Source organism: Mesobacillus subterraneus (genome assembly GCF_000934845.1).
GTDB lineage: Bacteria > Bacillota > Bacilli > Bacillales > Cytobacillaceae > Mesobacillus > Mesobacillus stamsii.
The window spans coordinates 1-12,692 of the sequence record NZ_JXIQ01000128.1; the positions used below are offsets into that span (position 1 = coordinate 1).

Annotated in this window: 10 protein-coding genes; 1 reads left to right on the top strand and 9 read right to left on the bottom strand. The window is 43.2% G+C overall.

From position 1 onward, the window contains the following. Positions 1-115: 115 nt before the first annotated feature. The 9 genes from mtaB to lepA all read right to left on the bottom strand — a co-directional run bounded on the left by mtaB (position 116) and on the right by lepA (position 11,420). Positions 116-1,468 (bottom strand): tRNA (N(6)-L-threonylcarbamoyladenosine(37)-C(2))-methylthiotransferase MtaB, encoded by a 1,353-nt coding sequence (mtaB, locus tag UB32_RS15650; RefSeq protein ID WP_044395380.1) that lies wholly within the window; start codon positions 1,466-1,468, stop codon positions 116-118. Positions 1,469-1,473: 5 nt separating this feature from the next. Continuing rightward, positions 1,474-2,223 carry a 16S rRNA (uracil(1498)-N(3))-methyltransferase gene (locus UB32_RS15655; protein WP_044395381.1) on the bottom strand — a complete coding sequence of 250 codons (750 nt, stop codon included), beginning with the start codon at positions 2,221-2,223 and terminating at the stop codon, positions 1,474-1,476. 74 nt (positions 2,224-2,297) lie between these two features. Continuing rightward, positions 2,298-3,236, bottom strand: a complete 939-nt coding sequence (prmA, locus tag UB32_RS15660) for a 50S ribosomal protein L11 methyltransferase (RefSeq protein WP_044395383.1) — start codon at positions 3,234-3,236, stop codon at positions 2,298-2,300. A gap of 19 nt (positions 3,237-3,255) precedes the next feature. Next, the gene (gene dnaJ, locus UB32_RS15665) at positions 3,256-4,383 is read right to left on the bottom strand and encodes a molecular chaperone DnaJ (RefSeq protein ID WP_044395385.1); all 1,128 of its coding nucleotides are present in this window, start codon (positions 4,381-4,383) and stop codon (positions 3,256-3,258) included. A 182-nt stretch (positions 4,384-4,565) separates the two neighbouring features. Next, entirely contained in the window at positions 4,566-6,398 is a 1,833-nt protein-coding gene (dnaK, locus tag UB32_RS15670; protein ID WP_044395387.1) for a molecular chaperone DnaK, read from the bottom strand. Positions 6,399-6,506: 108 nt separating this feature from the next. Continuing rightward, entirely contained in the window at positions 6,507-7,100 is a 594-nt protein-coding gene (gene grpE / locus UB32_RS15675) for a nucleotide exchange factor GrpE (RefSeq protein WP_044395388.1), read from the bottom strand. 158 nt (positions 7,101-7,258) lie between these two features. After that, positions 7,259-8,290, bottom strand: coding sequence for a heat-inducible transcriptional repressor HrcA (hrcA, locus tag UB32_RS15680; RefSeq protein ID WP_044395396.1), 1,032 nt, complete (start codon positions 8,288-8,290; stop codon positions 7,259-7,261). A 76-nt stretch (positions 8,291-8,366) separates the two neighbouring features. Further along, complete coding sequence (hemW, locus tag UB32_RS15685) at positions 8,367-9,506, bottom strand: radical SAM family heme chaperone HemW (protein WP_044395389.1); 1,140 nt, start codon at positions 9,504-9,506, stop codon at positions 8,367-8,369. Between the two features lie 78 nt (positions 9,507-9,584). After that, on the bottom strand, positions 9,585-11,420 hold the full coding sequence (gene lepA, locus UB32_RS15690; RefSeq protein ID WP_044395390.1) for a translation elongation factor 4: 1,836 nt from the start codon (positions 11,418-11,420) through the stop codon (positions 9,585-9,587). Between the two features lie 169 nt (positions 11,421-11,589). Between lepA and UB32_RS15695 the strand changes: the two genes are divergently transcribed. Further along, positions 11,590-12,495 carry an NERD domain-containing protein gene (locus UB32_RS15695; RefSeq protein WP_044395394.1) on the top strand — a complete coding sequence of 302 codons (906 nt, stop codon included), beginning with the start codon at positions 11,590-11,592 and terminating at the stop codon, positions 12,493-12,495. The last annotated feature ends 197 nt before the right edge of the window (positions 12,496-12,692 follow it).

Sequence of the window (12,692 nt, forward strand, 5' to 3'; positions counted from 1 at the left end):
GCTGGAGCTGGATTAAGAAAACCACAAGTAGTTATCCACAACTATATAATTTTATAATTTCCTGGTAACCAAGAAAAAAGAGCTGGCATTTGGCCAGCTCTTTTTGTTGATTTTATTATATAACTGCTTGTTCTGTTTGATTTTCATCTTCGAGCACTCTTACAAATTGGCCTTCGTTGTATGGATATCCTGCTTTAGCAAGTTTCACCTTGACGATTTTTCCGACCATATCTTCAGTAGCAGGGAAGACAACCTTTAAGTAGTTGTCAGTGTACCCTACGTATAGTCCGCTTTCTAATGCTTCTTTGTAAGGTTCCTCAGGAATTACTTCCAGTACATCGTCCTCAAACTGGGAAGCATAATCCTTTGCAAGCTGGTCAGATAGTTCTATCAAGCGGTGAACACGTTTGTTCTTTACCTCTTCATCGACCTGGTCTTCCATCCTTGCAGCAGGTGTGCCTGTCCGTTTTGAGTATGGGAAGACATGAAGCTCTGAGAACTTGTGCTCTTTTACAAAGTTGTAGGTCTCCATGAATTCTTCTTCTGTTTCTCCAGGGAACCCCACAATGACATCAGAAGTGACTGCCAGACCCGGCAATACTTCCTTCAGGCGATCAAGACGCTCCCCGAAAAACTCCATTGTGTACTTCCGGCGCATTCTCTTCAAAACGGTATCCGAACCGGATTGAAGCGGGATATGCAGATGGCGGACAATGATGTTTGACTTGTCTATTACCTTGATCACTTCATCTGTGATCTGACTTGCTTCGATAGAGGAAATACGAAGGCGCTTGATGCCTTTCACTTGCGCCTCTAGATCTCTAAGCAATGCAGCGAGATTGTAATCCTTCATGTCTTCGCCGTAACCGCCGGTATGAATTCCAGTAAGGACAATCTCCTTATAGCCAGCGTCAACAAGCTGCTGAGCCTGGCGAATAACTTCCTGCGGATCGCGGGATCTCATTAATCCGCGTGCCCATGGAATGATACAGAAAGTACAGAAGTTATTGCAACCTTCCTGAATTTTCAGCGATGCTCTTGTACGATCCGTGAAGGCCGGTACATCAAGCTCTTCATATACACGGTTCTTCATGATGTTGCCAACAGCATTGATTGGCTGTCGCTCTTGCTTATATTGCTCAATATAATCCAACATTTCCACACGATCCTGAGTTCCGACTACAATATCAACTCCAGGAATCGCCATGATCTCTGCAGGCGATGTCTGAGCATAACAGCCGGTTACACAAATAACAGCGTCCGGATTTTTGCGGACAGCGCGGCGAATGACCTGGCGGCTTTTTTTATCCCCAGTATTGGTAACCGTACATGTGTTAATAACGTAAACGTCAGAGATAGATTCAAAATCCACTCTTTCATAACCCTTTTCTTTGAATAATTGCCAGATGGCTTCTGTTTCGTAATGGTTAACCTTGCAACCTAATGTATGAAAAGCAACTGCAGGCATGATCTTCACCTCAATAGTTCAAAATGATAGGAAACCGCAGACAATACATAGAGCGGCGCGGTTTCCGTACGTAAAATTCGCGGTCCAAGACCACAGGCCAAAAATCCATTTTCCGTTAAAAGGCTGACTTCCCCAGGAGTCAATCCCCCCTCCGGTCCAAAAACAATCAACAGACTTTCACCCGCACTCATTTTTGAAAGAGTCTCAGACAGAACGGATGCCTCTCCTGTCCTCGCCTCTTCCTCATAGGCAATAAGCTTAAAAGAATAGTCTTTTGCAAGAGTGGTCAATTGTTTTAAGCTGACTGGTTCTCTAACGGACGGAATAATATTCCGATGAGATTGTTCAGCAGCTTCCTTGGAAATTTTCTGCCATCGTTCTATCTTTTTTCCAGCTTTCTTGCTGTCCCATTTCACAATCGAGCGGGATGCGGTGAAGGGGACAAATTCATGGGCACCTAGTTCCGTACCTTTCTGGATGATCCATTCAAGCTTATCCCCTTTGGGCAGACCGCTCGCAATGACAATAAAGACTGGCAACTCCTTGTTTCCTTCTTCCCATTTTACAACGTTTGCCACAACCATTTCAGCGGTAATTTCTGCAATCTGGCAAATTGCACTATTTCCCGTGGAAGTGACACAAATGATTTCATCCCCAGCCTTCATCCTCATGACACGAACGATGTGATGATAATCCTCGCCAGTAAGATGAAAATGATCCGGATTAACGAGTTCCTCCGTAAAGTAACGCTGCATCCGAGCACCTGCTTCCCAATAGAGCTATAAATAGACAGAAAAAAGGGGCTTTTGCGGTTCCCCTTTTTTCTCCATTATTTCTTTTTCCCGATGATTGCAACCCAATCTTCCATCGTAATAATTTCTTCTATCTCGAAGCCGGCGTCCATTATTGCTTCCTTGACGACTTCTTTCTTCTGCTGGATGATTCCGGATGCAATGAAGGAACCGCCATTTTTCACAATTCGGCCTGCGTCGTCCGCAAAACGCAGGATGACCTCGGCAAGGATATTTGCGACTACGATGTCCGCTCCTTCTGCTATTCCATCAAGCAGATTGTTTTGTGAAACAGATGCAATACCGTGCACTTTATTCAGCTTGAGGTTGAGTTTGGCCACTTGGACCGCTACATCATCAAGGTCGAGCGCCTCTACTTTGCCTGCACCAAGTTTAGCCGCAGCAATACTAAGCACGCCAGAACCTGTTCCAACATCGATGACCCGGTCGCCAGGGCGAACTGTTCTCTCCAGCGCCTGGATACACATCACGGTTGTCGGATGGGTTCCAGTTCCAAAAGCCATGCCAGGGTCCAGTTCGATGATCAACTCATCGGTATTGACAGGAGTGTACTCCTCCCAGGTTGGAACAATAGTAAACTTTTCGGAGATCTTCACAGGATTATAATACTTTTTCCAGGCTGTTGCCCATTCTTCTTCATTCACTTCACTGATTGATACTTTGTTCAATCCAATATCAATATTGTAGATAATTAGATTATTGATTGCTTCTTTGATTTCATCGACTGTTTCCCCTAGAAAGCTATTTACAGGGAGATATGCCTTTACGATGACGCCTTCTTCCGGATAATCGTCAGGATTTAGCTGGTATATTTCGCCGAACTGGTCCTCTCTTTCCTTCTCAAGCTCCAGTCGATCTTCAATCACGACACCGCTCGCCCCTGCCTCGTGCAGGATATTTGAAATCGGCTCAACCGCTTCATTTGTTGTTAAAATGCTGAGTTCGGACCATTTCATTTATACCAACTCCATTCGATTAATCACCTTTAAAGGCTCGTTTTACTTTCGAAAAAAAGCTTTCTTCATGCTCGCCTAGCGGTGTTTGTCCGCTGATTTCCGCATATTCGCGAAGGAGCTGCTTTTGTTTTTCTGACAGTTTTGTCGGAGTGATGATTTTCACGATAACATGCTGATCTCCTGTTCCATATCCCCGGACATTCGGAACACCTTTGCCTTTCAAACGGAACTTAGTACCAGTCTGCGTTCCAGAAGGGACTTTAAGTTTGACCTTGCCATGGAGGGTAGGGACTTCCACTTCATCCCCAAGGCTCGCCTGGACAAATGTAATTGGCATTTCACAATATATGTCATCCCCGTCACGCTCGAAAAATTCATGCGGCCTAATGTGGAACACAATATAGAGATCACCTGAAGGTCCGCCATTGATTCCTGCTTCCCCTTTTCCAGCCACTCTTAACTGTTGGCCATCATCGACTCCAGCTGGAATCTTCACATGAATCTTATTCCTTCTCGTAACCTTCCCGGTACCGGAGCAGGTCGTGCATTTTTCTTTGATTTCCTTGCCCGTTCCATTACAGTAATGGCATACCCGGCGGTTAACAATGCGTCCAAAAGGAGTATTTTGCTCGACACTGATCTGACCGCTTCCATGACAATGGGTACAGGTTTCCACTTTCGTACCAGGCTTCGCCCCTGTTCCATCACAAGTATCACATGTTTCTTCTCGAGGAATCTCAATATCTGCATCCTTGCCGAAAACAGCTTCCTCGAACTTCAGAGTCATAGTGTACTGGAGATCAGCACCTTGTCTAGGTGCGTTTGGATCACGGCGTCTGCCTCCGCCGCCGCCGAAGAACGAATTAAAAATATCTTCAAAACCGCCAAACCCTCCGCCAAAATCAGCTCCGCCGCCAAAGCCCTGATTGGGATCCACATGGCCAAACTGGTCATATTGAGCGCGCTTCTGGTCGTCACTAAGGACCTCGTATGCTTCTTTTGCTTCTTTAAACTTTTCATCTGCTCCCGGCTCTTTGTTAATGTCCGGATGGAATTTTTTAGAAAGTCTGCGATAAGCTTTCTTTATTTCATCCTTCGTGGCCGAATTGCTGACCCCGAGGACTTCATAGTAATCCCGTTTGCTCATGATTACCACTCCCGATTCTTTTCACATAAAGGTAATTGTATCATTCCCGCATATCCGTCGCAATAGATAAACGATCTGTTATGTGCTAAGTTAATTGTCTTTTTTTAGTTAAATTTTGTAGAATGAAAAAAGCCAAAGCCAAGTAATACCTGACTTTGACTTTTTGCTTGCTTATAAATGTTTTACTTGTCGTCCTTAACTTCTTCGAATTCTGCATCGACAACATCGTCGTCTTTCTTTGTTCCTTCTTGCCCTTCTGCCCCTTGCTGTGCCTGCTGTTGCTTGGCCGCTTCCTCGTAAAGCTTAACGCTCAGGTTTGTAACGATTTCTTGAAGCGCATCCTTCTTAGTGCGAATTTCTTCGATTTCACCTTTTTCAATTGCAGCCTTCAGTTCATCTTTCGCTTCGTTAGCTTTCTTGATTTCTTCTTCATCCACTTTCCCTTCCAGATCCTTTAAAGTCTTTTCGGCAGTGAATACTAATTGATCAGCTTCGTTGCGAAGTTCTACTTCTTCTTTTAGCTTCTTGTCCGCTTCAGCGTTTTCTTCCGCTTCTCTTACCATGCGTTCGATTTCTTCATCAGATAAGCCTGTTGAAGACTTGATGGTGATTTGTTGTTCCTTGTTAGTACCAAGATCTTTTGCACGAACGTTCACTATCCCGTTTTTATCAATATCGAAAGTAACTTCGATTTGAGGTATTCCACGCGGTGCCGGCGGGATGTCCGTTAGCTGGAAACGCCCAAGCGTCTTGTTGGCAGAAGCCATTGAACGCTCCCCTTGGAGCACGTGGATATCGACTGCCGTCTGGTTGTCAGCAGCGGTTGAGAATACCTGTGATTTAGATGTAGGAATGGTTGTATTACGGTCGATCAGCTTTGTAAATACGCCACCCATTGTTTCGATACCAAGGGAAAGCGGAGTAACGTCAAGAAGAACAACGTCTGTAACGTCACCTGAGATAACGCCGCCCTGGATGGCAGCACCCATTGCGACAACCTCATCAGGGTTCACGCCTTTATGTGGTTCTTTACCGGTTTCTTTTTTGATTGCTTCTTGTACCGCCGGGATACGTGTAGAACCACCGACAAGGATGACTTTATCCAAATCAGATGGGGTTATGCCAGCATCTTTCAATGCTTGGCGGGTAGGTCCCATCGTGCGTTCCACCAATCCAGCAGAAAGCTCTTCGAATTTAGCGCGAGTCAGATTCAATTCAAGGTGAAGCGGTCCAGCTTCCCCTGCAGTAATGAATGGAAGCGAAATCTGGGTGGAAGTTACACCAGACAGATCCTTCTTCGCTTTCTCCGCTGCATCCTTAAGACGCTGAAGAGCCATTTTGTCTTTAGAAAGGTCGATCCCGTTTTCTTTCTTGAACTGTTCTACTAAATAGTCAATGATCACTTGGTCAAAATCGTCACCGCCAAGACGGTTGTCCCCTGCAGTGGATTTAACTTCGAATACGCCATCACCTAGTTCAAGGATGGAAACGTCGAAAGTACCGCCGCCAAGGTCATAAACTAGGATGGTCTGGTCTTCATCCATTTTATCTAAGCCGTATGCAAGTGCTGCTGCTGTCGGCTCATTGATGATCCGTTCCACTTCAAGTCCAGCAATTTTGCCTGCATCCTTTGTAGCCTGACGCTCAGCATCATTAAAGTAAGCAGGAACAGTGATGACTGCCTTTGTTACCGGTTCACCAAGATAGTCTTCAGCATATGCCTTTAAATATTGAAGAATTACAGCTGATAACTCTTGCGGCGAATATTCTTTGCCTTCCACTTCCGCTTTATAATCTGTTCCCATATGGCGTTTGATGGAGATGATCGTATTTGGGTTAGTAATTGCCTGGCGTTTCGCCACTTCCCCTACCTGGCGTTCGCCATTTTTGAACGCAATGACGGAAGGAGTCGTTCTGTTGCCCTCTGGATTCGGGATTACTTTTGGTTCGCCGCCTTCTAATACAGCTACACAAGAGTTTGTGGTTCCTAAGTCAATACCGATTATTTTACTCATTTTCCTTCTACCTCCTAGTTCTTTTATGTAGGCTCTTTTCGCAAACTTTGTGCTTGCATTAAGCATAAATTGTCAGAAATCATCCCGAAAAGAGCCCTGTAAACACTGTTATTGGTTGACTTTTACCATTGCTGGACGAATGATTCGATCCTTTAGCATGTAGCCTTTCTGGAGCTCTTCAACAACAATATTAGGGCCGTAAGTTTCATCTTCTGTCTGCATCACTGCTTGATGTAGATGTGGATCAAATTCTTTGCCTACTGCGTCAATTGCTTCGACACCTTCATTCTTAAGAGCATCAAGCAGGCTTCGGTACACCATTTCTACTCCCTGTTTCAGAGATTTGGCTTGTTCATTATCCACATCCATCTTCAATGCCCGTTCAAAATTATCAATTGCCGGAAGCAGTTCTGTAATAATGTTTTGGGCTCTATATTTAGCGCTCGCTTCAAGTTCAATCCTTGAACGGCGGCGGAAGTTGTCAAAATCTGCCTGAAGGCGCAAGTAACGGTTGTCCGCTTCCTCCAGCTTGCTTTCCAATTCGGCGATTTTCTGCTCCGTTGAATCCTCTTGTTCTTCCTCTTGCGCCGGAATATTTCCACTTTGTTCAGAAGCGTCCTTTTCGGCAAAAATTTCTTCTACCGTTTCTGCTTCTCTCTGGCTGTCCAATTCTTGCTGAGCGTTGTTTCTCTCTTCTGTCACGTTAAACTCACCTCCTCTAAGGATCGCGGCAAGGAACAAAAGCCGCTTTGTCCAGGTTGATCTGGATATATTTCACTGCAGCGTATTCGCTTCAGGTGAAAACACACAATGATTTAGGATGGAGCAGGCGGCTCCACCCTTACTCACTATTTCCAAGCTTATTTATTTTGATACAGCAGGGTGAGCACCTTGGACAAATCTGTACTAATCAGTTGAAGCAAACCGATCACCCGAGAGTATTCCATCCTTGTCGGTCCTAAAACTGCAATGGATCCAAGCTTTTCTTCCCCTATGGAATAAGTGGCAGTAATCAGACTGCAATTTTCCATTGCTGAATTATCGTTCTCGGTACCGATCCTGACATTAATTCCCGCTGGATTTTTCCTAATTAAGTTGTATAATCCATCCTCTTGCTCAATCATATTCATCAAGTTACGAATTTTCTCGACATCGTTGAATTCCGGTTGGCTAAGGATATTTGTCTTGCCGCCAAAAAATACCTTTTCATGGGCTGGCATATTCAAAGTCTCCATGATTGTATTCAGGAGCGTGTCATAACTGCTGATATGCTGACGCAGCAGCATAGCAATTTCCTTGTAAATCTTGGAATTCAAGTTCGTGAGCGGAACACCGGCCAATCGTTCATTTAGGATATTGACCATCTTCTCTACATCAGAAGGGTCAATGCTCGTAGGGAAATGAAACATTCTGTTCTCCACATAGCCTGTATCCGTCACGATAATGGCGATTGCCGTATCCTTATTCAACGGAACAATCTGCAGCTTTTTCAGCCGATTATCTTTTACTGCTGGCCCTAAAACGATGGATGTATAATTGGTCATTTCCGATAAAATCTTTGCCGATTTCTGAACGATTTTCTCCAGCTCATAAATTCTTTCCGCAAAAATCGATTTAATTGTCACCAAATCAGCACGGTTCACTTTTTGGGGCAATAGAAGGTTATCCACATAAAATCGATAACCCTTTTCGGAAGGAATTCTTCCTGAGGATGAATGAGTCTTCTCAATAAAGCCCATATCCTCCAAATCAGCCATTTCGTTCCGGATTGTCGCCGAACTAAACTTAATTTCTTCCTTTTTCGACAAGCTCCTCGAACCGATCGGCTGAGCTGAACGAATAAAGTCATCAACAATCACCTGCAAAATAAGCTCCTGACGATCTGTTAACAACATCCTCACCTCTGTTAGCACTCTATAATAACGAGTGCTAATTCTAAAAATAATTTATCAGTAATCGATAAAGATGTCAATGATTTGATACCCCAATGAACGATTGAAAAACTTCATTGCCAAGCATCCGCCCCTGTCTCGTCAGGAAGATCTGGTCTGAATTGGTTTCTAATAGGCCTTTTCTTATTCCATCCTTTATTTGTTCCGCGAAAAATTCCGTTGGATTGATGCCAAATTTTTTTGCGAAATGTCGAATGGACACGCCTTTTGTTTTCCTTAATCCGAGAAACATTTCTTCTTCCATTTGTTCTTCACGGGTAACTTTATGTTCACTCATGATAGGCAAATCTCCATTGTTGACAGGTTCCATATACTTTTTCAAAGGCCCATAATTCGCTCGTCTCAACCCTTGCACATAACCATGCGCTCCTGCACCAAAACCATAGTACTCTTCGTTGTTCCAGTAGGTTAGATTATGCCTGCTTTCGTATCCTGGAATAGCAAAATTGCTGATTTCATATTGATGCAGTCCGTGTTTTTCCATTTGGTCGATGAGCGTATCATACATTTGCGCTTCTGTATCTTCGCTAGTAATTGGCAGTTTTCCTTTTTGCATTAAATTATAAAACACCGTCTTTGGTTCAATGATCAAAGAATAACCAGAGTAATGAACTAGGCCTAAGGACAGGGCTGTTTTGATTGAATCGATGAAATCCTCTTTTGTCTGGCTTGGAAGGCTGTAAATCAAATCAATGCTGATATTATCGAAGCCTGCTGCTTTCGCATTTTCAATCGATTCAAATACATCCTTTGCCCGGTGACTGCGACCGATTTTTTTTAAAAGTTCATCATGAAAAGTCTGTACTCCAAAACTTAGCCGGTTCACCCCGGCATCTCTCAGGATGACAAGTTTTTCTTTTGACAGATCCCCTGGATTTGCTTCGAATGTATACTCTATTTCTTGATGGAAGTTTAACAGTTCCTGGATCGACTCAACTAATTTGCTTAACTGCCTTTCATCCAATGCAGTCGGGGTGCCGCCGCCCACAAAAATCGTCTTAAAAACATCTTGCTCCGGTTTTACCGTTAACTTCATTTCGTTTGCAAGCGCATCAAGATAGTCATCGACAGGCTGCCCTTTCATAAAAACTTTATTGAAATCACAATAATGACAAATATGATGACAGAACGGAATATGAATATAAGCTGATTTCATTAATTTCACTTCCTTGATTTATTGAAAAAAGAGGCCAGAATCGCTTGGTCTAACAAGCATCCAGCCTCCCCGATAGGTTTATTTCTTTGTATGGTTGTCGTCCATCTTCAACACTGCCATGAAGGCTTCCTGTGGCACTTCGACTGAACCTACCTGTTTCATGCGCTTTTTACCTTCTTTTTGTTTCTCGAGAAGTTTCCGTTTACGCGAGATATCCCCGCCATAACATTTTGCCAGAACGTTTTTGCGCATCGCCTTAATGGTGGAACGCGCCACAATTTTTTGCCCAATTGCCGCCTGAATTGGTACTTCAAACTGCTGACGAGGGATTAATTCTTTTAGTTTTTCCACAATAATCTTGCCGCGTTCATAGGCAAAATCATTATGAACGATAAAACTTAGCGCATCGACCTTTTCCGCATTCAGCAAGATATCCATCTTCACGAGCTTGGAGGGTTTGTAGCCAATCAACTCGTAATCGAAGGAAGCATAGCCTTTCGTGTTTGATTTCAGCTGGTCAAAGAAATCATAGACGATTTCAGACAAGGGAATTTCATACACAATGTTGACGCGCGATTCATCCATATACTGCATATCGATGAAGATACCGCGTTTTTCCTGGCAAAGCTCCATGATTGCTCCGACATAATCATTCGGCGCCATCATCGTTGCTTTTACATACGGCTCTTCTACACGGTTGATCTTTTGCGGATCAGGCAAATTGGATGGGTTGTCTACCTTGATTTCCGTGCCATCAGTCATGATGACATCATAGATTACGCTCGGCGCCGTCGTAATCAGGTCGATCTTGAATTCACGCTCGATTCGTTCTTGAATAATTTCCATATGAAGCAGTCCAAGAAATCCGCAGCGGAATCCAAAGCCTAGTGCTTGGGATGTTTCCGGCTCAAATTGAAGCGCGGAATCATTAAGTTCGAGTTTTTCAAGCGCATCTCTTAGATCATTGAATTTCGCTGTGTCAATCGGATAAAGACCGCAATACACCATAGGATTTAAGCGACGGTATCCAGGAAGTGCCTCGACAGCTCCATTTTTTGCATTTGTAATCGTGTCACCGACCGTCGTGTCGCCGACATTCTTAATTGCCGCTGTCAGGAAACCTACATCACCGGCATTCAGCTCAACAACAGGAGTTGCCTTTGGAGTGAATACTCCGACTTCTGTTACCTCAAACTCTTTTCCTGTCGCCATCATTTTGATTTTGTCGCCGACTTTGACCGTTCCATCGACAACCCGAATATACGTAACCACTCCGCGATATGCGTCATACAAGGAGTCAAAAATCAATGCTTTTAATGGTGCATCAGGATCTCCTTGAGGAGCCGGAATCTTCTCGACGATTTGCTCAAGGATTTCTTCAATCCCGATTCCTGCTTTTGCCGATGCCAAGACAGCTTCAGAAGCATCCAGACCGATCACTTCTTCAATTTCATTTCTAACACGTTCTGGATCCGCATTGGGAAGATCGATTTTATTAATAACCGGCACGATTTCCAAATTATTATCGATTGCAAGGTAGACATTAGCTAGCGTCTGTGCCTCGATTCCTTGGGCTGCATCTACGACAAGCACGGCACCTTCACATGCTGCTAGACTTCGCGAAACTTCATAGGTGAAGTCTACGTGTCCCGGTGTATCGATAAGGTGGAAAGTATAGATCTCTCCATTTCTCGCCTTGTACTTTAATTGTACTGAGTTAAGCTTTATCGTGATCCCACGCTCACGTTCAAGATCCATCGAATCCAATAGCTGGTCCTTCATTTCACGAGCAGTTAAAGCATTCGTTTTTTCAAGAATCCGATCAGCCAACGTGGACTTTCCATGGTCAATATGAGCGATAATGGAAAAATTCCGTATTTTGCTTTGTCTATTAAGTCTATCTTCTCTGCTCATTGCGTTCACTCCTACTATACTCGCACATGTACACTATTGTTGATTATATCAGCAGGAATATCAAGATTCAATAAATAATGGTGGAAGAGTAGTTGGGGGGCGTCCACAAAACGTTCACAGAATATTGGAAATCTATTAGGTAAAATGAGTGTAAGAAGGGAGATGAATTATGTTTTTAAAAGAGCGCTATGAGTCGGATGAGTTAAAAGTTCTGAAAGTATTGAAAACACGATTGGATTTACCAGAAAAAGAAAATCAATATTATTTAAATCTCCAAAAAGGGTTTGAAGGGGAGGTGATGTTTGATGGGTATTTGCACCAAGTGGGAATACAAACTATTGTACTCAATGATTTGCTGCTTGAATGGAGCCATTCCCATTTCCAAATCGATTCAATCATGATCTTGCAGCAGCTAATTAAACTATTCGAGGTGAAAAACTTTGAAGGAGAGTACTATTTTGATGGTGACAAATTGAAGAAGCTTAACGGGACAGAGATTAAAAATCCATTACTTCAATTAGAAAGGAATGTTTCACTCCTAAGGCAACTTTTAAATAGTATCGGAATTAAAATCCCCATTGAGCCCTATCTCATTTTTGTCAATCCCGATTTCACTTTGTACCAGGCCCCTCTGGACAGCCGTATCATCCTCCCAACAAATCTTAACCGTTTCATCGAAAAAATAAATAAGCGGATTTCTGCATTGAACCAATATCATGTTAGATTGTCCGAGAAATTATTAGCATCCCATATTACGAAATCCCCTTACAGCAAGGTACCCCATTATGATTATTCACAGCTTCGAAAAGGTGTATTTTGTCAGACATGCGGAACGGGTATAGCAGAATATCATTCACTGATCCTAACATGCCCAAAATGCGGAAAACCTGTAAATACTAAAAGCGCGCTATTGCGAAGTATTGAGGAGTACCAAACTTTATTTCCATCTGAAAAGTTATCAACCAACACAATCTATGAATGGAGTGGCGAGTTAATTTCCAAGAGAACCATCGGACAGACATTGAAGGAGAATTTAATCGTTTCAGGATATGGCCAATGGTCATATTATGAATGAATTTTTGGTCACCAATGAGTTTCATTGGTGACCAATTTTTTTGTATTGGTAATCAGCTTGATTAGTGACCTCTTTCCCAAGTATCTGGAGTTTCGGGGTTCCAATACGATCTATTGGTGACTCATTTTCCCAGTTTCTGGTGTTTCAGTGTTCCAATACGATCTATTGGTTACATCATTTCCCTGTTTCTGGTGTTT

Coding starts and splice junctions, on each gene's coding strand:
- mtaB (WP_044395380.1), bottom strand. CDS start 1,468: ATGCCTGCAGTTGCTTTTCATACATTAGGTTGCAAGGTTAACCATTAC.
- dnaK (WP_044395387.1), bottom strand. CDS start 6,398: ATGAGTAAAATAATCGGTATTGACTTAGGAACCACAAACTCTTGTGTA.
- lepA (WP_044395390.1), bottom strand. CDS start 11,420: ATGAGCAGAGAAGATAGACTTAATAGACAAAGCAAAATACGGAATTTT.
- prmA (WP_044395383.1), bottom strand. CDS start 3,236: ATGAAATGGTCCGAACTCAGCATTTTAACAACAAATGAAGCGGTTGAG.
- UB32_RS15695 (WP_044395394.1), top strand. CDS start 11,590: ATGTTTTTAAAAGAGCGCTATGAGTCGGATGAGTTAAAAGTTCTGAAA.
- hemW (WP_044395389.1), bottom strand. CDS start 9,506: ATGAAATCAGCTTATATTCATATTCCGTTCTGTCATCATATTTGTCAT.
- UB32_RS15655 (WP_044395381.1), bottom strand. CDS start 2,223: ATGCAGCGTTACTTTACGGAGGAACTCGTTAATCCGGATCATTTTCAT.
- dnaJ (WP_044395385.1), bottom strand. CDS start 4,383: ATGAGCAAACGGGATTACTATGAAGTCCTCGGGGTCAGCAATTCGGCC.